Here is a 20,354-nt window from a genome sequence, read left to right on the forward strand (position 1 = left end):
CGATGCGTGATGTCCTCGCGGTCATGTTGCCCGACTGGCGAAGCGGTGCCACGGCAGGCCTGGCCACCGTTGTGAGCACATTCAGATCTGCGCCCCGGCTCCCCGGGGCCGCCATGCTGGTGACGGCCGGCGGCGAGGCCGTGGGCTCCGTCTCCGGCGGCTGCGTCGAGGGGGCCGTCTACGAGCTCGCCACCCAGGTCAAGGACGACGGCGAGCCGGCCCTGGTGCGCTACGGGATCAGCGACGACGACGCCTATGCCGTGGGCCTGACCTGCGGTGGAATCATCGACATCTTCGTCGAACCTGTCTCCCGGCAACACTTTGCCGAACTCGACGCCGTCGCCCAGGACATCACCGCCGGGCGCCGCGTGGGCGTCGCCACGGTCATCGAACACCCGGATGCCGGCCGTGTGGGGCGGCACCTGGTTGTCAGGCCCGACTGTTGCGAGGGTGACCTGGGCTCGGACCGGACCAACCGCGCCGTCGGCGACGACACCCAGGGTCTTCTCGCCGCCGGCCGGACGGGCATCCTGAACTACGGCGTGGACGGCGAGCGGCTGGACACCGGCATGCGCGTCTTCTTTGCCAGCTATGCACCGCCGCCGCGCATGCTCGTCTTCGGCGCCATTGACTTCGCCGCGGCGCTGGCGCGGCTGGGCGCGTTCCTGGGCTACCGGGTGACCGTCTGCGATGCGCGGTCCGTCTTCGCGACGCCCGCGCGATTCCCTGACGCCGCCGAGGTGGTCAACGCGTGGCCACACCGGTACCTAAGCGAGCAGTTTGCCCAAGGGCTGCTGGATTCCAGGGCTGTGCTCTGCGTCCTGACCCACGACCCGAAGTTCGACATCCCCGTCCTTGAGGTGGCCCTGCGCGGCAGCCCCGTGGCCTTTATCGGCGCCATGGGATCCCGGCGCACGCACGAGGACAGGATGGCACGGCTTCGGCAGACGGGACTGACTGAGGCCGAGTTGTCCAGGCTTCACAGTCCTGTCGGCCTGGACCTGGGCGCCCGCACCCCGGAGGAAACGGCGGTGTCCATCGCGGCAGAGTTCATCGCCCAGCAGTGGAACGGCAGCGGGGAGCCGTTGCGGCAGCTGGGCGAACGGATCCACCACGACGAGCAGTTGTGACTGTGTGGCCATGACGGCGGACGAGGCCCTGCGCTGGACGCTGGCGGTGCTGCTGCCGGCGGCAACGGGCTACTCGGTCGGGCAAAACTTTCGCGGAGCCGGGCCGGCGGTCCACTTTTATGTTCGCCGCCCAGGTTTCATGTTCGCCGCCCAGGCCGCCTGACCGCCGCTCCCCCTTTGCGTCTGATCCGACGCACCGGATTCCGGCTACCGCGCGGCGACCGACGCGGGAGCCAGCAGTTCGCGATACCGGGCGGCGTGCCGGCCGAGTTCGTCGGCGTCCACCCGGGGTGCCGAATGCAGGATGAGTGGCTGGGCCATCTCCAGGCCGCACAAGTGCGCGGTCGCGTCGAGGGGGCGCAGGAGCTCCTCCATCGTGAAGCGGTTGTGTCCTGCCGGCGCGTAGGACGATTCAGGGCCGCCGGTCGACAGCACCAGCTGGAGCCGCTTTCCGTGGAGGGCGTCGCCTCCGGCGCCGTACGCGAAGCCGTACGTAAGCACCTGGTCCATCCACTCCTTCAGGACCCCCGGGACGGAGTACCAGTGCCACGGGAACTGCCAGACGATGGTGTCGTGCCCGCGCAGCAACTCCTGTTCCCGGGCGGTGTCGAACCGCCGGTCCGGGTGGGCGGCGGAGAGGTCATGCACCGTCACGTGCTCCAGGTCCATGATGGCTGAGGTGAGGTGCGCGGTGATCCGCGAGCTTTCCAGGTCGGGGTGGGCAACAAGGACGAGCGTGCGCTGTGGGGTCATGGGAGGTTCGTGCTTCTTTCAGAGTCGGATTCAAGGCCGACCAGGGCCGAGCTGACCTGCCAGAGGCAGTCGATATCGGACTGGCTGTAGCTGCGTTTTGATGATTTCTTCGGAGTGCTGTTGGCAAAGTACTGGCCGGTGACGTTTTCGAGCTCCGGCGCCGAGGCAAGGTATATGGAGGTCCGGGCGCCCTGCTCCGGGGTCTTCATCCACCGCCGAACCAGCGGTGTCAGGAACTCTTGCAGCCGGCCCGGATCTTCGGCTCCGAACGCCGTCGCCACGACTCCGGGGTGGAGCACATTTGCGGTGACGCGGGTGCCGGAGAGACGTGCGGCGAGTCCGTAAGTGAACAAGACGTTGGCCAATTTCGACTGGTTGTACGCCCGCTGCCCCGAGTAGGACCGTTCGGCCAGCAGGTCCGCGAAGTCCATCCGGGCCATGGCCTGGGCGCCGGACGAGACCGTTACGATCCGCGCCGGTCCGCTCTCCTTCAACCGTTCAAGGAGCAGGTTGGTGAGCAGGAAAGGAGCAAGGTGGTTAAGGGCGAAGGTGTACTCAAGTCCATCCACGGTGACGCGGCGGGTGTTCCAGAATCCGCCCGCATTGTTGACCAGCACATCGAGGCGGTCCAAGGTATTCAGCACCTCCTCGGCCAGCCTGCGGACTTCCCGCTGGGAGGAGAGATCGGCGGTGAACACCTCGACGGGGGCCGACGCCACAGCGCGGATCTCCTCAGCTGCCCGAGATGCCCTGTCAGCATTGCGGCCGGTGATGGCAACCCGCGCACCCAGGGCGGCCAGACCCAGAGCCGTGGCCTTGCCGATCCCGCCGGTGCCTCCCGTGATCAGAACTGTCTTTCCTGCCATTGACAGCATTCGGTTCTCGCTCTCGGTGTTCGTTGCCGCAAAGCTGCACGCGTGGGGTGTAGACAGGTTTGTCTATACCGGGAACGAAGGTATCAGACAGAACTGTCTGTGCACAAGCAGCGGCCGGCCCTGCTCCGCCGCGGGGCATTCGGGTCGGCTGACGGGCTCCGCAGTGGCCGTCCGGGCGGCCGCCGGGCGTATGCTCTTGGCATGGCGAGATACTTCGATGTGCACCCCGAGAACCCCCAGCACCGTTCGATCCTCCAGGCGGTGGACATCGTGCGCTCAGGCGGCCTGATCGCTTACCCCACGGATTCCTGCTATGCGCTGGGCGCTCAGCTGGGTAACCGGGAGGCCCTGGACCGGATCCGGACCATCCGGCAGTTGGACGGCAAACATCATTTCACCCTCGTCTGCAAGGACTTCGCCCAGTTGGGCCAGTTCGTCCAGATCGACAACGATGTGTTCCGCAGCATCAAGGCCGTCACGCCGGGCAGCTATACCTTCATCCTGCCGGCGACCAGGGAGGTCCCGAAACGGCTGCTGCACCCGAAGAAAAAGACCGTTGGCGTGCGCATCCCGGACAACCACGTCGTGCAGGCGCTGCTCGCTGAGCTCGGCGAGCCGCTGCTGTCGAGCACTTTGCTGCTTCCCGATGAGGAAGAGCCACTCACTCAGGGGTGGGAGATCAAGGAACGCCTGGACCACGTGGTGGACGCCGTGATCGATTCCGGCGACTGTGGTGCCGAGCCAACCACGGTGATCGACTACTCCAGCGGCGTCGCTGAAATCGTCCGGCGCGGCATGGGTGATCCGTCGCGCTTCGAGTAACAGTCGCGCTTCGGTTAACAGACGACGCCGGCAACGGCATGGCGCCTGCCGGCTGACCAGGCGGGGCGGACTAGGCGGATTCCGCCGTGGCCGCCTGCCGGTTCCGCAGCCACCGGCGCACGAGGTCGATGGCGGCGACAAGCCCGGCCAGGGGCGAGAGCACCGCTGCGGCGTAGACGAACATCATCCACGTCAGGGTGGTCACCGGGCTTTGGCGGGTGCTCAGGAGGGACAGTCCGCCGAAGAGGCCCAGGACCCAGAACAGGATGACTCCGGACAGCACAGCGGCTGCGGGGAAGTACTCGTTCGTGACGACTTTCTTCAAGGTTTCCATGGGCCCTCCTCACACCTGGCGGTGGGACTGCCCGCCGGGGATATTCCCAGTATGGGGCCCGGCGCGGCGGAATTCCCCGAGAATCCCGGCCACGTGACGAAGCTAACGCCCGCGTCCCGGTGGCGGCCATCCCGGTCATCAATTCGGCGCCGCCGGTCCACCGGTGGCGGCCCCGCGGGGGTCAGACCGCGGCCCGGACGCGCTGGAGGAAGGAATCAAGCACCCGCCCGGCGTTCTCATGCATGCGCCGGGACTCGGCCGCCGGCAGCTGCCGGCTCTTGGGCCCGTTCAACCGCTCGCCCAGATAGAGCAGCGCCGCCAGTACCTCGGAGAGTTCGGAGTTGCTTTCCGCACGCTGCCGGAGGAGCCGCAGATGAGCTTCCTGGAGGGCCGGACCGGGGCTGCAGCCAAGGTCGCGGTCGAAGAGCCGCCGGCAGCGGTCATAGGCCGAGAGGCCCTCCGCCGGCAGGCCTGCCTGTTCATAGGCCGTCACCAGCACCGTCCAGGCCCGCTCGTTCAGGGGCTCCGCGCGAATGGCAGCCTGGACCAGGTTGACGGCATCGTCTGGTTTGTCCAGCAGAGCCGCCGTTTCTGCCGCGAGGATCTGCAGCGCCACCTTTTCGGCTGTATGACGTGCGCGCGCCTCTTCGGCCCAATCGGAGGCAAGTTCGAACCCGAGCAGCGGCTCGGCGGAAATCTCCAGGGCCTCGAGCATCAGGGGGTAGGCCTCTGCCGGAGGCAGCTCACCCGCGTCGCGGACCAGGTCACGGAACCGGAACAGATCGAGGTCCACGAGCGTAGGGTCCAGCACGTAGCCACTGTTGGCCGTGCGGAGCGGGCCGGTCTTAGTCTGCCCCGGCTGGATGGCACGGCGGATACCGCTGATATAGCTCTCGAGGGTCGCTACGGAGCCGTCACTGGCTCCTGCTCCCCAGAGAAGATCGATCAGGCGGGTCTTGGACACGGGCGTGCCAAGGTTCAGGAGAAGGATTTCCAGTATGTGCCGGGGCTTGCATCCGCCCATGTCGGCGGCGGTGAGCGCCACGCCGTCCCGGCGCACTTCGAATGATCCGAAGAGGCGGACCGAAATGGAAGGTGCTGTTTCCTTTGGGCTATCCACGATGTTCTCCGATTTCCCCAGGTAAAACGAACTCAATCGTCTATGGAGAGCCGGATCAACATTGAAACCAGGCCGTACTGAGGCTCTGTTCCCTCCGGCTTTCCAATGACACCGTGACACGCCCGGCGGGGCGCAACAAGGCATGCCGCTACCCGATCTTTCGCCCAAAGAAAGACGCGTACAGGGGTCAGTACCGCTGAGTAAGCGGGCGGAGCGGAGGGCAGGTGATTGCGGCGCCAACCAAGTAATTCCGCGGGCCGCCGCCATGCGGACCCAAGTAGTTTAGGCGGGCAAGGAATTGGCCCCCGGCGGCCAAATTCCAGCACGTTGAACCGCGGGTCCGGACCGGGTTTCCCTACTGGTTATCGGTCATCTCGGCGGGCACAGCCACCAGTCGCAGGTCCGCGCCGTCCCGGAGCACGGCAAGGTCCAGCGGCTCCCCGATCGCTTCGGCGAACAGCAGTTTCTGCAGGCTCTCGGCGTTGGACACATACATTTGTCCAACCTTCAGGAGGATGTCGCCGGCCCGTAGCCCGGCCCGCTCGGCGGGGGAATCCGGAAGGACTTCGACCACGAGCAGGCCCTCCCTGCGGCCCGTCCGGACGACGGCGCTCGGCTGCAACTGGATGGGTGTGTTGACCAGGCCCAGGTAGGCCCGGCGGACGCGGCCGTCCTTGAGCAGCGAAGCGATGATCCGCCGGGACGTCGCGTTGATGGGAACGGCCAGGCCGAGCCCAACACCGGCCACGGCCGTATTGATGCCGACGATCCGCCCGCGGGCGTCTGCCAGCGCCCCGCCGGAGCTGCCGGGGTTGAGGGCCGCGTCGGTCTGGATGACGTCCTCGATCACGCGCCGGCTCCGTCCGGACCAGACCGGGATCGAACGGCCCAGCCCGCTGACCACCCCGGCGGTGACGGAGCCGGCGAGCCCGAGCGGATTGCCCACGGCGATGACCAGCTGGCCGACCCGGAGGGACTCGGCATCGCCGAGTTCAGCCGGTGCCGCGATGGGTGCCCTGCCGTGGACCACGGCAAGATCGGAGAGCGGGTCGGCGCCCACCACGTCAACAGCCGTGCTGGTGCCGTCGGCGAAGACTGCGTGGCCGGACTGGGCGCCTCCCACCACGTGGGCGTTCGTCAGCAGATATCCGTCCGTGGTGAACAGCACGGCCGACCCCGCACCGACCCTCAACCTGCCGTTGCGCCCGTTGCCGGTCATCTCGAGCGCGGCGACGTGCTGGGTGACAGCCTCGGCCACGCGGATGACCGTTGCGGAATAGGAATCCAGCGGGTCTTCGGACACATCGGATCCGGATACCCTGCTGATGGACGCGGCCACGGTGCACCTCCTGCTAAACGGTACTCATCCAAGTCAACCACCGCCGTCCCGGGAGTAGTCCTGGCGGGCCTACGCCGTCAGAGAAATACGCAGGATGAAGCGGCGGCGGTGCAACAGTTCAGCCCGGCGCGGATCCGCGGCTAGGCTCGGACGTAGATCCGCCCGACAGCCCAGGAGAACCTACGTGACACCAACGTCCGCCTCCCCCGCCCCGCTGCCCCTGCCGGGTCTGACCTGGGGCATCAAGCGCAGCTTTATGGATTACATTTCGGGACTCCCGGACGGTGCTGTTTCCGCGGCCGACGGCGCCACGGTCACTGCGTCCGGAGAGTTCTGTTTCGCTCCCGCCGGTTCCGAGTACGATCCCGCCAGTGGCACCGGGGTGCTGCGGTTCCGCGGCGATGTCCGCGTCGCCGGGCACCACGGAATGATGTTCGTCCGGCTGCTGGATCCATGGGTCGAGTTCGCGGCCGGGCACGGGGTCCTGTCCATCAGCACGGGCGACGGCGGCGGGACCGAGCGCTCGGATGTCGGCACCCTGCGCACTGCCGCGCCCCGCAACATGGAAGGGTTTCTCGTCTGGGAGCGCGTCGAGGTCGCCATCTCCCAGGCCGGTTCGGAACTGTTCGACGGCCAGTACGCCGACGGCCAGGCGATGGACCCCCTCGTCATCCGGGTGCCGGCGTAGTCAGGACGGGCCACTGCGCGGAAGCTAGCGTGGAGGCACCGGACGCACCCTCACCGGCGCGATGATCCCGATCAGGGCCACGGCGGTCATGGAACCTGCCGCCATGATCGAGGCGAGGACGACGATCTGGAAGCGGCCCGCTTCCAACGGTGAAAGGCCGCCGAAGATCGCACCCACAAACGCCCCGGGCAGGGTGACAAGTCCCGTCGTCTTAGTCTGGTCGGTCGAAGGAATGAGGGCTGAATAGACGGCGCGCCGGGCCAGCTCCAACGTCGACTGACGCCGCGTCGCCCCCAAAGCCAGCCACGCTTCAACCTCATCCCAACGTTCATTCACCGACTCGGCAAAGTGCCGGCCGGCCAGGGTGGCGATGGTCATCGCATTGCCGATCACGATCCCCCCAATTGCCAGCGCGTAGCGGGGCGTCAGGGCTATCGCGCCCGTGCCGAAAACGATCGCCAGGGTCACCAGGATGCCGGCCGCCATCGAGCCCCCCACTACCGCCAGGCGGCCCCAACTCCACCCCAGGCGACGCGCGGCCGTCACTGCGGCCACCGAAAACATCACGAGAAGTGCGGCGCCGACCCAGACCGGACTGGTGATGACAGTGCCCAGTATGAGGCTGATGACAGCCAGTTGCACAGCCCCGCGCAGGATGGCCAGCGCCGGCGCCGTTCGGTGCGGGATCCGGAAAACCGCAAGCAACCCCACGGTGACCAGCATCAGGAGCCCGACGCCCAGCAGCGTGGGCAGGAGATCAGTCAGGGCGGTCATCACGCCAGCCTATAGACCTTCCCGGCAGCACCATGGGCGGCATCGGCTGTCGGCTGCCTTCCCCCGCCGGACACGGCTGCCGTGCTGGGCACCCGCGCGTCCGTCTGCAAGGATGTGAACGGTCGTCGCGCCGTCGGGGATTGAAACTGGTCAAAGGAGGTGCTCCATGGTTGAACCCGCCCTCTTAGCAGACGGCGTCGACAGCGAGGCCCGCCGGCATGTGCTCCGGGCCTTAGCGGCGGGCACGGGCATCGGGTGGGACGGCGCGGACCGGGCCGTCTTCGAAGAGCGCTTCGACCGTCATTTCCCGGCCTTGTTCCGGCTGTTCCACGATCTCTACGGCGCACGGCCGGATTGGCTGGATCAGCTCACCGACCTTGTGATGCAGTCTGCCCGCTCGTGGGCAGAGAGGCCTGCCGCGCTCAAGGGCCTCGACGCCGAACGGGAACACAACAGCGGCTGGTTCCAGTCCAACACCATGCTCGGCGGCGTTTGCTACGTCGACAGATACGCCAGGGACCTCGAAGGCGTCCGCGCCCGGATCCCCTATTTCAAGGAACTGGGCCTGACCTATCTGCACCTGATGCCGCTGTTCCTGGCCCCCGAACCGCACTCCGACGGCGGCTACGCCGTTTCCAGTTACCGGGACGTCAATCCCGGGCTGGGCACCATGGAGCAGCTGCGCGACCTCGCCGCCGAGCTGCGGGAGAACGGTATCAGCCTCGTGGTCGACTTCATCTTCAACCACACCTCCGACGAGCACGAATGGGCCCGGAAGGCGGCCGCGGGCGAGCCGGCCTACAGCGACTACTACTGGATCTTCCCGGACAGGTCCATGCCGGACGCGTTCGAGCAAACTGTGCGCGAAATCTTCCCGGACGACCATCCCGGCTCATTTGTGGATTTGCCGGACGGACGGTGGGTCTGGACCACGTTCCACACCTTCCAGTGGGACCTGAACTACTCCAACCCGGACGTGTTCCGGGCCATGGCGGGCGAGATGCTGTTCCTGGCCAACCAAGGCGTGGACATTCTCCGGATGGACGCCGTCGCCTTCATTTGGAAGCAGCTCGGCACACCCTGTGAGAACCTTCCCGAAGCCCACACGCTGCTGCAGGCGTTCAACGCCGTGTGCCGGCTGGCGGCGCCGGCGCTGCTGTTCAAGTCCGAGGCGATCGTCCACCCCGACGAGGTGGCCGGCTACATTGACCCCGCCGAGTGCCAGCTCTCCTACAACCCCCTGCAGATGGCGCTGACCTGGGAGGCGCTGGCCACCCGCGACGTGTCCCTGCTCACCCAGGCCCTGGAGCGGCGCCACAATATTCCGGACGGCACGGCGTGGGTGAACTATGTCCGCAGCCATGACGACATCGGCTGGACGTTTGCGGATGAGGACGCTGCCGAGCTTGGCATCAATGCCTTCGAGCACCGGCGGTTCCTCAATTCCTTCTTCGTCAACCGTTTCCCTGGCAGCTTCGCCCGCGGCGTGCCTTTTCAGGACAACCCCCGCACCGGCGACTGCCGGATTTCCGGCACAACGGCGTCGCTCTGCGGGCTCGAGGGCGGAACCGCTGCGGCGGTGGACCGGATCCTGCTGGCCCACTCGGTGGCCTTCAGCACCGGGGGCATCCCGCTGCTGTATCTCGGTGACGAGGTCGGCCAGTTCAACGACTACGGGTACGCCGCCGAGGAAGGCCACGGAACGGACAGCCGCTGGGTGCACCGGCCGCACTACCCGGCCGCAGGGTACGCGCGGCGCGCGGAGCCGGAAACCCCCGCCGGGGCGGTCTTTGCCGGGCTGCGCCGGATGGTGTCCGTACGGTCCGCGACGCCGGAACTGGCCGGGACCCGGCTGGTCGGGTTCGCCACGAACAACCCGGGAGTCCTGGGGTATCAGCGTCCCGGAAATAGAACGCTGATCCTCGCCCTGGCCAACTTCAGCGACGGCCCCGAGGAGGTAACGGCGTTGACGCTCTCCGGCTTCGCGGCCGGCGCCGTCGACATCCTGACCGGCGCCCACGTGTGCCTCGACGCGGGACTGGTCCTGGACGCCCGGCAGTTCGTCTGGCTCCGGGTGACGCCCCGGCCTTGAGGCGCTGGCCCGCGGCTTATCGGCATGAAATATCGGTAGCGGCTGTGTCGGCGTCCGCTGCGCCGCTTCGCCCGGGTGCCGTGTCCGGCCGCACACTGGTTGAGGAGAGCGTGCGGCCGGAATCTGTGGACGAACGGCCCCGTGGCGGCCGGCGGCCGGTCTTATGCGGCCTATTTCCACTCTCCCCCATCCCGCTGAGAAGAGACTGAGAGCAGCCTCTCCCTGGGGACGTGCGCCCAGGCAGGAGCGCTCCGGCCACCGCCGGGGGTGCCGGCCGGGCGGGCGGCGCCGGCAATGCGGCCGCGGTGGTTGTCCCGAACCGCGCATTGACGCATTCTTGGAGCATGGCACTGGGCAAACGGGCCCCCTCCGGCCCCGGCACGGGCGAGATTCGATGGGGCGTGCGGAAGCGCTCGACGGCGGTCGCCGTCGGCGTCGTAGCCGTGGCGCTGCTGCTCGGCGGCGTCGTCCTTCTGGTCCTGCTGCAGGCGTCCCTGGCGCGGTCGAGCGACGCCGCAGCCCAGCAGAAGGCCCTGGACGTGGTCGCCGAGATGGAGGACATGGACATCGAGGATGCCCGCGCCTACATCATTGACACCGCGCATGCGGGCCAGTTCGTCCAGGTGCTGGATGCCGAAGGGTACGTCCTGGCCAGCTCGGACCCCGAGGTCGCCAACGCCCCGCTGTCAGCCCAGCGGCCCAGCCCGGGCCAGACCATGACCCAGGACGTCTCGAGCCTTCCGAGCATCGGAGACACCGACGACTACCACATCGTCACCGTGGGAGCACGGACCGGCACGTTGAGCTATACCGTGGTGGTGGCCCAGGCCTCACAGATACAGGCGGACACCATTTCCACCGTCGCGTGGTTCATGCTGGGAGCCACGCCGCTGCTGCTCGGGACCGTGGCCGTGGCCGTATGGCTCCTGGTGGGGCGTTCCCTCCGCCAGGTTGAGCGGATCCGTGGCCAGGTGGCCCGGATCAAGGCCGAGCGGCTGGACGGGCGCGTCGACGTCCCGCCCACCAACGACGAAATCCACGCCCTGGCGCTGACCATGAACACCATGCTGGACCGGCTGCAGGCCTCGGACACCGAACAGCGCAGATTCGTCTCGGACGCCAGCCACGAGCTGCGCAGCCCGCTGGCCACGCTGAGGGCCGGGATCGAGATCGCGGCGGCGGACCCGACCGGGGCGATGTGGCTTCAGATGAAGGATGTCCTCTCCGAGGAGACGGCCCGCATGAGCTTCCTCGTGGAGGACCTGCTGACACTGGCCAAGGCCAATGACGGCGGCCTGCGCGTGGAGCAGAAGGACGTCGATCTTGACGACGTGCTGGACCAGGAGATCCGCCGGCTGCGGTCCACCAGCCGGCACCAGATCTCGGTGAAGCTCGTTCCGACCCGGATCCGCGGCGACGCCCGGCGGCTGGCGCAGGTCCTGCGGAACGTCCTGGACAACGCGGACCGTCACGCCCTGTCCCGGATCGCCGTGGACCTGCACACCGCCGCGGACCGGGTCATCCTCACTGTCGACAACGACGGCGACCCCATCCCGGAGGCGGACCGGGAACGGATCTTCGAACGGTTTGTCCGGCTCGATGGCAGCCGTTCCCGGGAAGGCGGCGGCAGCGGACTGGGCCTGGCCATCGCGGCTGGAATTGTGGCCGCCCACCATGGGAGCATCCGTCCGACGGACGGACCGGCGGGTCACTGCCGCTTTGAGATCACATTTCCCCTTCCGGAACCTGTGGAGCCGGCCGACGTCACTCCTCGGAACTCCCGGCGGCACGGGGTTCAGGGGTCGGGTCGGCGCTGAGCAGATAGCCCATGCCACGCACCGTGGTCAGGCTGTGGATCCCGAACGGGACATCAATCTTGCGCCGAAGGTAGCCGATGTACACCTCCACCACATTGTTCGCGCCCTCGAAAGCCGGATCCCAGACGTTTTGCAGGATTTCCGCCTTTGAAACGATCTGGTCATGCCGGCGCATCAGATAATGCAGGAGCCCGTACTCCCTGGCCGTGAGGCTGATGAGGGTGTCGCCGCGGCGCACACTGTGGCTGACGGGGTCCAGGGACAGCGTGCCAAGTGTCATGATGACAGGCCTGGCGGGCGCTCCGCGCCGGATCAACGCCCTGATCCGGGCCACCAGCACCAGGAAGCTGAACGGCTTGGTGAGGTAGTCATCAGCGCCCAGGTCGAAGGCATCGGTCTGGTCGTATTCGCCGTCCTTGGCCGTGAGCATCAGCACCGGAGTCCACACCTTGCGTTGCCGCAATTCCTTCAAGACGTCGTAGCCGTTCATCCGCGGCAGCATGAGGTCCAGCAGGATGGCATCGTACGCGTTCTCCAGCGCCGCCGCGAGTCCCCGCACGCCGTCGTGGGCGACGTCGACGACGAACCCCTCGTTCTTCAGCCCGCGGCGGACTGTTTCCGCCAGGGCATGCTCATCCTCCACCATCAGGATCCGCAATCCAGCCCCCTCTCTTTGGGCCAGTATGGCCCTTCCGGGGCCGTGCTGGAAGGAACCTGGCGGGTCCAGTGGGAGGGATGCCCGTCGCTGTTCGGTCAGGCCTGTTGGGGAGGACCGAACAGCCACCCCGAAACGTCGCTGCGCAGGACCACGTGCGGTCCGCCGGTGGAACTGACGCTCCCGTTGGGGACGTAGTAGCCGCGCCCGGCTCCGGGGCCGCCGGCTGCGCGGTCGATGGCGTCGGTCAGGCGCCGGGTCAGGTGCCCGCTGGGGCCCAGGGACCGCAGTTCATTGAGTTCGTCCTGCGTGAGCCGTCCCAGCACTGCAGCAATATCGGCCATGGTGAATCCTCCCGACGGATGGTGCGGATGGTGCCCAAGGTGGATGGTGCCTAAAGAATCAGGCTAGGGCACCCAAATTAACGGCGCGTGACGCCCCGGTGACCAGTGGCGAACAAAGCAGGAAGGCCGGCGTCGGGGGCGTCCGCCTCCGGGTGTCATGAGCGTCACTGCCGCGACTGCCCCGGTCCCCAGCATTTACACGGCGTCATGCTGTACGGTTCAATCCCGGAGATCCGGAGATACAGAGATAAGTAGATCCGGAGAGACTCCGAATCACACGCCCAGCAACTGAAATGAGTATCACCAGGTGGCAACCGATTATGACGAAGTACGCTCCGACGTCGCGGAATCCCGCAACGCTTCCCTGGAGGCGCTCCGTTCGGCGAATGCGCCTGACGCGCGAAGCGTTGTCCGCGAACTCGACGAGGCCGATACCTCCGAAGGCGTGGAGCTGCCGGGGGCAGACCTGTCCGGCGAGGAACTGACCGTCACGGTCATCCCGCAAAAAGAGGACGAATTCACCTGCTATTCCTGTTTCCTGGTGCGGCACCGGTCCCAGCTGGCCAAGGAGAAGGCCGGCCACGCCTACTGCGCAGACTGCCTCAGCTAGAGCCCCCGGCAGGACCGGCTCAGCCGGTCCGGGGACGTTCAGCGCTGCAGGTGTGGTTCCGGCGCCGGACGCTACCCGCCGGGCCACCCGTCGAATACACTTCTGTCACATGCTTCACAATAGTGTCGGGAGGCGGCAGGACATGACCAGCCGGGGCACGTTCGGCTACGCTCCTGTTTGACGATGCGGCGATTGCCGGCACACGGCCGGAGGCTGACCATGCGTAAATCCACCAGCAGCTTGGCTGACCCTGCTGCTGTGCCGCCGTCGGCCGCCGCCAACGACGCCAGTGGACCCGAACGATCCGACGGGCCGGCCATGCCGTTTGAAGGGCCGGCGGGCACCCGTACCCCCCGCACCGGCAAACCCGCCCGCGCAGGGAGCCTGCAGCGCGAATGGTCCAGGGCATTCATCCTGGTGATCCTTGCCCTGCTCGCCGGGGCCGCGGTGACCCTGGTCGGCGTCCGTTTTGTCACGGACCAGATCCAGCACGCCGCCGCACAGCACCGCGTCGAGTCGGAGGCCATCTCCGAGCTCCGGACCGGCATCGAGACCCACGAACAAGCCGGACTCCAGCTGTTGTCCGCAGGACCCGCAGATCCGTCCGCCTTTTTGTTGCAACAAAAGGACCTCTCCGCCCAGTTCGATGCCACCGCCCGGATCCTGCCGGAGGCGTACGGCATGCGGGCCACAGTCCGCGGGGCCCGGGCCGCCTGGCAGGAGGGACTGTCCGCGCACAATCTCTGGGGAAGCCAGGTGGCCACTCTCCACGGCAACCGAGTGGCGGAGGCGCCGGCGTTCGCCGAATCCAGCGCCAAGGCCCGCGCCCTGCTCGCCGACGTCCGTCGCGCTTCGCTCGACGCGCTTGACGACGGCGTCGCCCGTGGGGCCGGGCTTCAGCAGATGGTATCGACCGTCCGCACGGCCCTCTTTGCGCTGGCCGCGGGCGGGGTGTTCTTTTTCCGCCGGCGCATGACCAAGTACCTGATGCGCCCTGTGGAGGGTCTGTACCGCGGGGTCGTGAAGCTGCAGTCCGGTGATTACAGCCACCGGATCAGCGTTGTCCGCAATGACGAACTTGGCCAGCTGGCCGAGGCCTTCAATTCCATGGCCGCCACCGTGCACGACAACCACCTGGAACTGACCTTCCGCGCCACCCACGACCCGCTCACGGGACTGGCCAACCGGGCAGTCCTCACCGAACGCCTCACCGCCGCGTTCGACCCCGGAGCAAAGAACCCGGAAACAGCTGGCGCCGAGGTCTGCGACGGGCGTGAAGGCCTGCTCGTCATCGACGTCGACGACTTCAAAGACGTCAACGACTCGCTGGGCCATGAGGGCGGCGACGCGTTGCTCATCCAGCTGGCCCAACGGCTGCGGGGCTGCGTGCGCGGACATGACCTCGTCGCCCGGCTGGGCGGCGACGAATTCGCGATCGTCGTGACGGATGAGGGCGGCACGGCGACAGACGACGTCGCACGGCGCATCCAGGACACGCTGCGGGACCCTTTCTGCATCGATGACGTCCGGCTGAAGGTAACCGTCAGCATGGGCGCCGCCCAGCGCAACGCCGGCACTGCAGATCCGGCCGAGTTGATGCGGCAGGCGGACTTCGCCATGTACATGGCCAAGCACGGCGGCAAAGGCCGCTACCAGCTCTTCGATGCCCGGGGATATGACGAAATGACCTACCGGGCCGCTCTCCGGGCGGACCTCGCCACAGCCGTGCAGGCCGGGCAGTTGCGCCTCGATTACCAGCCCGTCGTGAGTCTCGGCACCGGCGAGATCGCCGGGGTGGAGGCCCTGGTCCGCTGGGAGCACCCGACCCTGGGCCGGCTGGGACCGGCCGACTTCATCCCCTTGGCCGAGGAAACCGGCGAGATAGGGCCCATCGGCTGCTGGGTCCTGGACACCGCAAGCCGTCACGTCGCCGGCTGGCGCCGGTCCCCCGGCACTGCCGAAGACTTCTGGGTCTCGGTCAATCTTTCCACTCTTCAGCTATCGAGTGACCGGAACCTGGCAGCCCTGGAGCGCATCCTGGCCCACCCCGCCTCGCAGGCCGACAAGGTGATCCTCGAGGTCACCGAATCGGCCCTGGCCACGAGCGCCGACGGCGGGGTCGCTGCCCTGAACCGGCTGAAGAGCTTCGGCGTCCGCATCGCAATCGACGACTTCGGGACCGGCTTCTCCTCGCTCAGCACGCTCGCTGCGCTGCCCGCGGACATTCTCAAGATCGACCGTGCCTTCCTGTCCGGGCTGCCTGGGGACGCCCCGGCCGCGGCGATGCTCGAGGGCATTCTGGAAGTGGCCCGGAAACTGGACCTGGCTGTCATCGCCGAGGGCATCGAGCACACCGGGCAGCTGGATCTCCTGCGCTCGCTCGGCTGCGACATGGGCCAGGGCTTCTTTCTGGCCAGTCCCAGCCCGTCCCCCGTTCTCGAGGCGCTGCTGGCCTCCGGGGCCCGCCTGCAGCCACCGGCCGGCATGGACGCGACGGCGGCCGGCACCTGAGCCGGCCGAAGGACCGGACCCGGCGGTCGGCGTTGTGCTCAAACGGCGGGGAAGACCAACGAGGGCTCGTCCGCGGTGGCCAGTGTCAGGACGGCCTCTTCCACCGTTTCGTGGTCCTCAAGTTCGCGTTCAACGCGGCGTAGGGCCACGGCGACGTCGTGTTCCCGGAGGTCCCCCTGTATGTCCACGGCCGCCACGACGTAAAGCTTGCGCGGGCCGACGTATTCGAGATGCAGGTACGTGATGCGTTCGATCGCTGGGTGCTCGAGGAGGCGGCGGGCCATGGTGCCCTCGATATCGCCGGTCACGGCTTGCCCCACCAGGAAGCGCCGGTTCCGGTCGATCAGCACGACGGCAACCACGGCCAGGAGGATGCCCACCAGAATGGACCCCACGGCGTCCGGCACGGAGGACCCCGTGACCTGGTGCAGGAATATCCCGGCGAAGGCGATGAGCAGGCCAACAAGCGCTGCCCCATCCTCGGCGAAGACGGCGCGCAGCGTGGGGTCGGAGCCCTTGAGCACCTGCTCCAGGGTGTTCCGGTCCAGCTCTCGCGCCGCCTTCCGGTTTTGCCGGAACGCCTGGATGAAGGACACGCCTTCAAGGACGAACGCGATGGCCAGCACCAGGTAGGCGATCCCATAGTCACCTGGCGGTTCCGGGGTGATCAGCTGCTGGATGCCGTGCATCACCGACACCACCGCGCCGGCCGTAAACAAGCCAAAGGCGGCGATCATTGACCATACGTAGGCCTCGCGCCCGTAACCCATGGGGTGGGCTTTGTCGCGTTTCCGCGCGGCTTTCCGTTCGGCGATGAGCAGGAAGACCTGGTTGCCGGTATCGGCCCAGGAGTGGGCCGCCTCGGCAGTCATGGACGCCGAGCCAGAGATAAGTGCGGCCACTGTCTTGGCTGCCGCGACAAGGACGTTCGCTGCAAAGGCAATCAGCACCGTGAGCGATGCGGACCAGGACTTCTTACGCTTCACGCCATTTTCCTCCCTCGGCTGCAGGATGCATGCCAGGGACTACGCTATCTCCCCGGGCTGTCCCGGACCGGCGTTCGACGCAGACTGGTTCCATTCGTGCCGGTCAGGCGCACAATATAGCTAGTACGTTCATCCGCTCGTTTCCTCAAGCCGCTCGGGGTGGTGCGCAATGAATGCTCGTCGGAAGCTGTCATCGCTATGGTTGCTCCTGATCTTGCTGGGCGCCGGCGGGTGCGCCGGCGGCAGCGGATCGCCGGCGTCGACGTCGGCGCCCCCACCCGGCCCCGCCTACGGGGCCGGCCCGACGGCGGGCACCGCCGCCGCCACCACCATCATCACCATCAAGGACTTCGCCTACGGCGACCCGCTCACCGTGGCCCCCGGCGCGGCGGTCACCGTAACCAACATGGATGCCGCGGCGCACACGGTCACGGCTGACGAAGGCTCAGCGTTCGATGCCCAGGTCAAGGGCGGCGGCACTGCCACCTTCACCGCGCCGACGAAGCCCGGATCCTACGCGTATCACTGCACCTACCATCCGGGCATGCACGGGACGCTGGTGGTCAAATGAGCGCCCAGAGCCCCGGACGGGCCGTGCGGGTCCATACGGCCGGCATGACACTGCGAATCCTCACGGCCGTTGCCCTGTTCATTGACGCCGCCGTCCACATCCACCTGGCCCCGGGCTACCAGGCGGGGAACTCCGCGGGAATCGGCCAAGGGAACCTGTTCCTGCTGGAATCAGCTGCCGCTGTGCTGGCCGGGTTGTACGTGCTGCTGCGCGGCAGCAGGGCGGCCTTCGCCGTCGCATTCGTCATCGCCCTGAGCGCCTTCATGGCCGTGGTGGCATACCGTTATGTGAATATTCCCGCGTTCGGGCCTTTCCCGGCCATGTACGAGCCCATCTGGTTCTTCGAGAAGTCTGTCAGCGCCGTGGCTGAAGGCGCCGGAGCCGTCCTGGCAGCCATCGGTTTCGTCCGGGCCGGACGGCGGACGAACGGGCAGGGCACCCAGTCCAAGCATTGACCAACCCCGGGCCGCGGACTTGCTAGCATGTGGGCGGGGTGGTTCAGGCTGAAGTCGTTTGCAGAAGGCACGAAACAAGAGGGCACGGCGTCTACAGGCACGGGGTCAGCAAACGTGCCTGGAATCCGGCCTGCAGATCCGACGAGGGGCACCGCTTTCCCGGCGCCAGGGCAGACCGGGCCGGGATCGGCAGCCGCCCGCCGTGCCGTGGCGGATGCCGGCACCGCCGTCGGCGCCTATCTCGTGGTGTGGGCCTGGCTCGGCGCGGCGGTCCTCACGGATCCTGTTCCCTGGCTCCTGGCCCTGGCGGCGGGGGCCGCGGTGATCACCCGGGCCGCCGGCTCCGTTCTGCGGCGGAAACCCCGTTTTTCCACCCCCGCGGACCGCGTCACCCTCGGCAGGGCCTGCATCGTCGCCTGCTGTGCCGCCGAAACGGTGGTGGGGTTGATCGCCGGAGCCGGAACCGGACCAAGCTTTCTGGTGGTTGTCCTGGGCACGGCCGCGTTCCTGCTCGATGCCGTCGACGGACGGGTGGCCCGGTTCACGGGTTGTGCCACGGCCGAGGGTTCACGCCTGGATTCGGATACGGACGCCGCGCTGGTCCTGGTGCTGTCCTGCACGGCGGCGGGAAAGTTCGGCCTGTGGCCCCTGGGCATCGGCCTGATGTACTACGCGTTCCTCGCAGCGGCCTGGTTCCGGCCGTCCCTGAAGAACCCGCTGCAGTCCAGCACGGTCCGCAGGGTCATCGGAGCCACGCAGCCAGCGGCCCTGCTGTTCGCTCTGTTGCCGGGGGTGCCTCCGCCGCTGGGAGCCATGGTGCTCGGGCCGGCGCTTGGGCTGCTGGCCTTTTCATTCGGGCGGGACGTGGTCGAGCTGGAACGGCTCCGGGCAAGCCGCGCTTCGGCCGCCGGCTCCCCCGCCATACGGGCCGGAACACCGGCAGGAACCTAACGCGGTGCGGGTCTCGGCGCCAGGTCCATCGTCGCCGGGCCCTGGATGACGGCGCCGTCGGCGGAAAACCGCGAGCCGTGGCAGGGGCAGTCCCACGTCGAATCGTCCGCGTTGAACGCGACCGTGCAACCCAGATGCGTGCAGATGGCCGAGACGGCGAGGAGGCCCCCGGCAGCGCCAGCGTAGACGGCGGTCATTTCGCCGTCGATCTCCACGACGGTGCCTTCGCCGGGTCTCAGCCCGGCGACGGCCGGTTGATTCGGCAGCCGGTGTGGGGGCGGCTGGTCCGGTTGCTGCCGCACCCCGCCGGCCTGGCGGGCGGAAGGGCGGTTGGTATCGAATACCGCGGCCCAGGGGTTGTGACGGCCCGACAGGGTGTCGGCCAGGATCAGGGCGGCCGCGGTGCCGTTGGTCAGGCCCCATTTGCGCAGGCCGGTGATCACATGAAGGTGCGCCGCCGTCGGAGTCAAAGTCCCGGCGTAGGGCAACCCGTCGACGGGCATGTTGTCCTGCGTGGACCAGCGGAAGCTGGTCTCCCCGGTGCCGAGGCGTTCCCGGGAGAAAGCCGCGAGGCGGCGGTACCGCTCGGCGGCATCGCTGGCCTCGGCGGCACGGTGCCCCTCGCCGCCGGTGAGAACGAATCGGGAACCCTCAATGTCGATCGCCAGGATGGAGCGCATCGGTTCGTCGACGCTGATGAAGGTCCCCTCCAGGGGCACGGCGGGTGCCAGGCTGGCAACGACGTAGGAACGGTGCAGGTAGCAGCGTTCGGCAAACAGGCCGGCGTCGCCAACGGGGACGTTGGTGGCAATGATCACCTCGCGCGCCCGGACGGTGCCGCTCCCGGTCCCGACGGCGGCGGGCACCCCGTCTTGGACCGAGGTGACGCGCGAGTCCTCCAGTACGTGGCTTCCGCTCCCGTCCACGGCGCGGGCGAGGCCTTGGAGGTACTTGACCGCGTGGAGTTGCGCCTGGCCGTCGAACCGGACTGCGCCCCGGGCACCGAACGGCAGCGGCACCTCGGAGGTAAAGACGGCTGGCAGGCCGAGCCGCCCGGCCAGGGCCGCCTCGCCGCGGACCCGGGCGAGGGCGTCGTCGGATTCTGCGTAGGTGTAATTGGATACCCTGCGGAAGTCGCAGTCGATGCCCTCCTCCGCGACGACACGCGCAATGTGCTCGATGGCGGCCTGGTTGGCCTGCCCGTACGTGCCCGCCACGTCCGGTCCGTGCCGGTCCGCGAGTTCGGTGTAGGCCAGCCGGTGCAGGGAGGTGACCTTGCCGGTGGTGTGCCCAGTGACGCCGGTGCCAATGCGGGCTGCCTCCAGGACCGCGACGGTGCTGCCGGCGCGCTTGAGGGCCAGCGCCGCCGTCAGGCCGGCGATCCCTCCCCCGACGACGGCGACGTCGACCTCAAGATCCGTGTCCAGGGAGGGATAGCGGGTGGTACCGGTTGTGGCGATCCAGAGCGAAACCTGCCGTCCTTCGAGCCGTTCACCCACGGCGGCGCCTTCTGCTGAACATCCGGAA

21 protein-coding genes are annotated in these 20,354 nt (G+C 67.8%); 11 read left to right on the top strand and 10 right to left on the bottom strand.

Annotation, left to right across the window (positions count from 1 at the left end; translation table 11 throughout):
• Window positions 1–2 precede the first annotated feature (2 nt).
• Both AC1DGD_RS04000 and AC1DGD_RS04005 read left to right on the top strand, forming a co-directional pair.
• Window positions 3–1,130, top strand: coding sequence for an XdhC family protein (locus AC1DGD_RS04000; RefSeq protein ID WP_476855964.1), 1,128 nt, complete (start codon window positions 3–5; stop codon window positions 1,128–1,130).
• Window positions 1,131–1,140: 10 nt separating this feature from the next.
• Window positions 1,141–1,293 carry a hypothetical protein gene (locus AC1DGD_RS04005; protein WP_476855965.1) on the top strand — a complete coding sequence of 51 codons (153 nt, stop codon included), beginning with the start codon at window positions 1,141–1,143 and terminating at the stop codon, window positions 1,291–1,293.
• A 44-nt stretch (window positions 1,294–1,337) separates the two neighbouring features.
• Here AC1DGD_RS04005 and AC1DGD_RS04010 read toward each other — a convergent pair whose 3' ends face one another.
• Both AC1DGD_RS04010 and AC1DGD_RS04015 read right to left on the bottom strand, forming a co-directional pair.
• Window positions 1,338–1,883, bottom strand: a complete 546-nt coding sequence (locus AC1DGD_RS04010) for an NAD(P)H-dependent oxidoreductase (protein ID WP_243177783.1) — start codon at window positions 1,881–1,883, stop codon at window positions 1,338–1,340.
• Window positions 1,880–2,749 (bottom strand): SDR family oxidoreductase, encoded by an 870-nt coding sequence (locus tag AC1DGD_RS04015; protein ID WP_476855966.1) that lies wholly within the window; start codon window positions 2,747–2,749, stop codon window positions 1,880–1,882. Before AC1DGD_RS04015 ends, AC1DGD_RS04010 begins: the two co-directional genes overlap by 4 nt.
• Before the next feature lie 210 nt (window positions 2,750–2,959).
• Here AC1DGD_RS04015 and AC1DGD_RS04020 point away from each other — a divergent pair, with 210 nt between their 5' ends.
• Window positions 2,960–3,580, top strand: coding sequence for an L-threonylcarbamoyladenylate synthase (locus AC1DGD_RS04020; protein ID WP_079549522.1), 621 nt, complete (start codon window positions 2,960–2,962; stop codon window positions 3,578–3,580).
• A gap of 70 nt (window positions 3,581–3,650) precedes the next feature.
• Here AC1DGD_RS04020 and AC1DGD_RS04025 read toward each other — a convergent pair whose 3' ends face one another.
• The 3 genes from AC1DGD_RS04025 to AC1DGD_RS04035 all read right to left on the bottom strand — a co-directional run bounded on the left by AC1DGD_RS04025 (window position 3,651) and on the right by AC1DGD_RS04035 (window position 6,373).
• On the bottom strand, window positions 3,651–3,914 hold the full coding sequence (locus tag AC1DGD_RS04025) for a hypothetical protein (RefSeq protein ID WP_476855967.1): 264 nt from the start codon (window positions 3,912–3,914) through the stop codon (window positions 3,651–3,653).
• Window positions 3,915–4,095: 181 nt separating this feature from the next.
• Window positions 4,096–5,034 (bottom strand): AfsR/SARP family transcriptional regulator, encoded by a 939-nt coding sequence (locus AC1DGD_RS04030; protein WP_476849580.1) that lies wholly within the window; start codon window positions 5,032–5,034, stop codon window positions 4,096–4,098.
• Between the two features lie 355 nt (window positions 5,035–5,389).
• Window positions 5,390–6,373, bottom strand: a complete 984-nt coding sequence (locus AC1DGD_RS04035) for a S1C family serine protease (RefSeq protein WP_476855968.1) — start codon at window positions 6,371–6,373, stop codon at window positions 5,390–5,392.
• Between the two features lie 184 nt (window positions 6,374–6,557).
• Between AC1DGD_RS04035 and AC1DGD_RS04040 the strand changes: the two genes are divergently transcribed.
• Window positions 6,558–7,061 carry an HtaA domain-containing protein gene (locus AC1DGD_RS04040; RefSeq protein WP_476849578.1) on the top strand — a complete coding sequence of 168 codons (504 nt, stop codon included), beginning with the start codon at window positions 6,558–6,560 and terminating at the stop codon, window positions 7,059–7,061.
• Between the two features lie 24 nt (window positions 7,062–7,085).
• Here the strand turns inward: AC1DGD_RS04040 and AC1DGD_RS04045 are convergent, their stop codons facing one another.
• Window positions 7,086–7,835 carry an ABC transporter permease gene (locus tag AC1DGD_RS04045; protein ID WP_476855969.1) on the bottom strand — a complete coding sequence of 250 codons (750 nt, stop codon included), beginning with the start codon at window positions 7,833–7,835 and terminating at the stop codon, window positions 7,086–7,088.
• 166 nt (window positions 7,836–8,001) lie between these two features.
• Between AC1DGD_RS04045 and AC1DGD_RS04050 the strand changes: the two genes are divergently transcribed.
• Together AC1DGD_RS04050 and AC1DGD_RS04055 are read left to right on the top strand one after the other, a co-directional pair.
• Window positions 8,002–9,927, top strand: coding sequence for an alpha-amylase family protein (locus AC1DGD_RS04050; RefSeq protein ID WP_476855970.1), 1,926 nt, complete (start codon window positions 8,002–8,004; stop codon window positions 9,925–9,927).
• Window positions 9,928–10,271: 344 nt separating this feature from the next.
• Window positions 10,272–11,744 (top strand): sensor histidine kinase, encoded by a 1,473-nt coding sequence (locus AC1DGD_RS04055; protein WP_476855971.1) that lies wholly within the window; start codon window positions 10,272–10,274, stop codon window positions 11,742–11,744.
• Here AC1DGD_RS04055 and AC1DGD_RS04060 read toward each other — a convergent pair.
• Window positions 11,692–12,402, bottom strand: a complete 711-nt coding sequence (locus tag AC1DGD_RS04060) for a response regulator transcription factor (protein WP_230008877.1) — start codon at window positions 12,400–12,402, stop codon at window positions 11,692–11,694. The genes AC1DGD_RS04055 and AC1DGD_RS04060 overlap by 53 nt on opposite strands.
• A gap of 95 nt (window positions 12,403–12,497) precedes the next feature.
• The gene (locus tag AC1DGD_RS04065) at window positions 12,498–12,743 is read right to left on the bottom strand and encodes a hypothetical protein (protein ID WP_230008878.1); all 246 of its coding nucleotides are present in this window, start codon (window positions 12,741–12,743) and stop codon (window positions 12,498–12,500) included.
• A 307-nt stretch (window positions 12,744–13,050) separates the two neighbouring features.
• Here AC1DGD_RS04065 and AC1DGD_RS04070 point away from each other — a divergent pair, with 307 nt between their 5' ends.
• Both AC1DGD_RS04070 and AC1DGD_RS04075 read left to right on the top strand, forming a co-directional pair.
• On the top strand, window positions 13,051–13,353 hold the full coding sequence (locus AC1DGD_RS04070; RefSeq protein WP_028276793.1) for a DUF4193 domain-containing protein: 303 nt from the start codon (window positions 13,051–13,053) through the stop codon (window positions 13,351–13,353).
• Window positions 13,354–13,572: 219 nt separating this feature from the next.
• A complete protein-coding gene (locus AC1DGD_RS04075) occupies window positions 13,573–15,864 on the top strand; it encodes a putative bifunctional diguanylate cyclase/phosphodiesterase (RefSeq protein WP_476855972.1) in 2,292 nt (763 codons plus the stop codon).
• A gap of 38 nt (window positions 15,865–15,902) precedes the next feature.
• Here AC1DGD_RS04075 and AC1DGD_RS04080 read toward each other — a convergent pair whose 3' ends face one another.
• The gene (locus AC1DGD_RS04080; protein ID WP_476855973.1) at window positions 15,903–16,850 is read right to left on the bottom strand and encodes a cation diffusion facilitator family transporter; all 948 of its coding nucleotides are present in this window, start codon (window positions 16,848–16,850) and stop codon (window positions 15,903–15,905) included.
• A 202-nt stretch (window positions 16,851–17,052) separates the two neighbouring features.
• On the opposite strand from AC1DGD_RS04080, the gene AC1DGD_RS04085 reads away from it, so the two are divergent.
• The 3 genes from AC1DGD_RS04085 (at window position 17,053) to AC1DGD_RS04095 (ending at window position 18,827) form a co-directional block, all read left to right on the top strand.
• Window positions 17,053–17,421, top strand: coding sequence for a cupredoxin domain-containing protein (locus AC1DGD_RS04085; protein WP_476855974.1), 369 nt, complete (start codon window positions 17,053–17,055; stop codon window positions 17,419–17,421).
• A gap of 44 nt (window positions 17,422–17,465) precedes the next feature.
• Complete coding sequence (locus tag AC1DGD_RS04090) at window positions 17,466–17,876, top strand: hypothetical protein (protein ID WP_476855975.1); 411 nt, start codon at window positions 17,466–17,468, stop codon at window positions 17,874–17,876.
• Window positions 17,877–17,990: 114 nt separating this feature from the next.
• On the top strand, window positions 17,991–18,827 hold the full coding sequence (locus AC1DGD_RS04095; protein ID WP_476855976.1) for a CDP-alcohol phosphatidyltransferase family protein: 837 nt from the start codon (window positions 17,991–17,993) through the stop codon (window positions 18,825–18,827).
• Here the strand turns inward: AC1DGD_RS04095 and AC1DGD_RS04100 are convergent.
• The gene (locus AC1DGD_RS04100; RefSeq protein ID WP_476855977.1) at window positions 18,824–20,326 is read right to left on the bottom strand and encodes an FAD-dependent oxidoreductase; all 1,503 of its coding nucleotides are present in this window, start codon (window positions 20,324–20,326) and stop codon (window positions 18,824–18,826) included. The two genes, AC1DGD_RS04095 and AC1DGD_RS04100, sit on opposite strands and share 4 nt — an antisense overlap.
• Window positions 20,327–20,354 lie beyond the last annotated feature (28 nt).

The organism is Arthrobacter sp. 05T45 (genome assembly GCF_056395875.1).

What these genes read in the sequence shown, in the direction of transcription:
- AC1DGD_RS04000 (WP_476855964.1), top strand. Translation starts at nt 3, where the DNA reads ATGCGTGATGTCCTCGCGGTCATGTTGCCCGACTGGCGAAGCGGTGCC.
- AC1DGD_RS04005 (WP_476855965.1), top strand. Translation starts at nt 1,141, where the DNA reads ATGACGGCGGACGAGGCCCTGCGCTGGACGCTGGCGGTGCTGCTGCCG.
- AC1DGD_RS04010 (WP_243177783.1), bottom strand. Translation starts at nt 1,883, where the DNA reads ATGACCCCACAGCGCACGCTCGTCCTTGTTGCCCACCCCGACCTGGAA.
- AC1DGD_RS04015 (WP_476855966.1), bottom strand. Translation starts at nt 2,749, where the DNA reads ATGGCAGGAAAGACAGTTCTGATCACGGGAGGCACCGGCGGGATCGGC.
- AC1DGD_RS04020 (WP_079549522.1), top strand. Translation starts at nt 2,960, where the DNA reads ATGGCGAGATACTTCGATGTGCACCCCGAGAACCCCCAGCACCGTTCG.
- AC1DGD_RS04025 (WP_476855967.1), bottom strand. Translation starts at nt 3,914, where the DNA reads ATGGAAACCTTGAAGAAAGTCGTCACGAACGAGTACTTCCCCGCAGCC.
- AC1DGD_RS04045 (WP_476855969.1), bottom strand. Translation starts at nt 7,835, where the DNA reads ATGACCGCCCTGACTGATCTCCTGCCCACGCTGCTGGGCGTCGGGCTC.
- AC1DGD_RS04050 (WP_476855970.1), top strand. Translation starts at nt 8,002, where the DNA reads ATGGTTGAACCCGCCCTCTTAGCAGACGGCGTCGACAGCGAGGCCCGC.
- AC1DGD_RS04055 (WP_476855971.1), top strand. Translation starts at nt 10,272, where the DNA reads ATGGCACTGGGCAAACGGGCCCCCTCCGGCCCCGGCACGGGCGAGATT.
- AC1DGD_RS04065 (WP_230008878.1), bottom strand. Translation starts at nt 12,743, where the DNA reads ATGGCCGATATTGCTGCAGTGCTGGGACGGCTCACGCAGGACGAACTC.
- AC1DGD_RS04075 (WP_476855972.1), top strand. Translation starts at nt 13,573, where the DNA reads ATGCGTAAATCCACCAGCAGCTTGGCTGACCCTGCTGCTGTGCCGCCG.
- AC1DGD_RS04090 (WP_476855975.1), top strand. Translation starts at nt 17,466, where the DNA reads ATGACACTGCGAATCCTCACGGCCGTTGCCCTGTTCATTGACGCCGCC.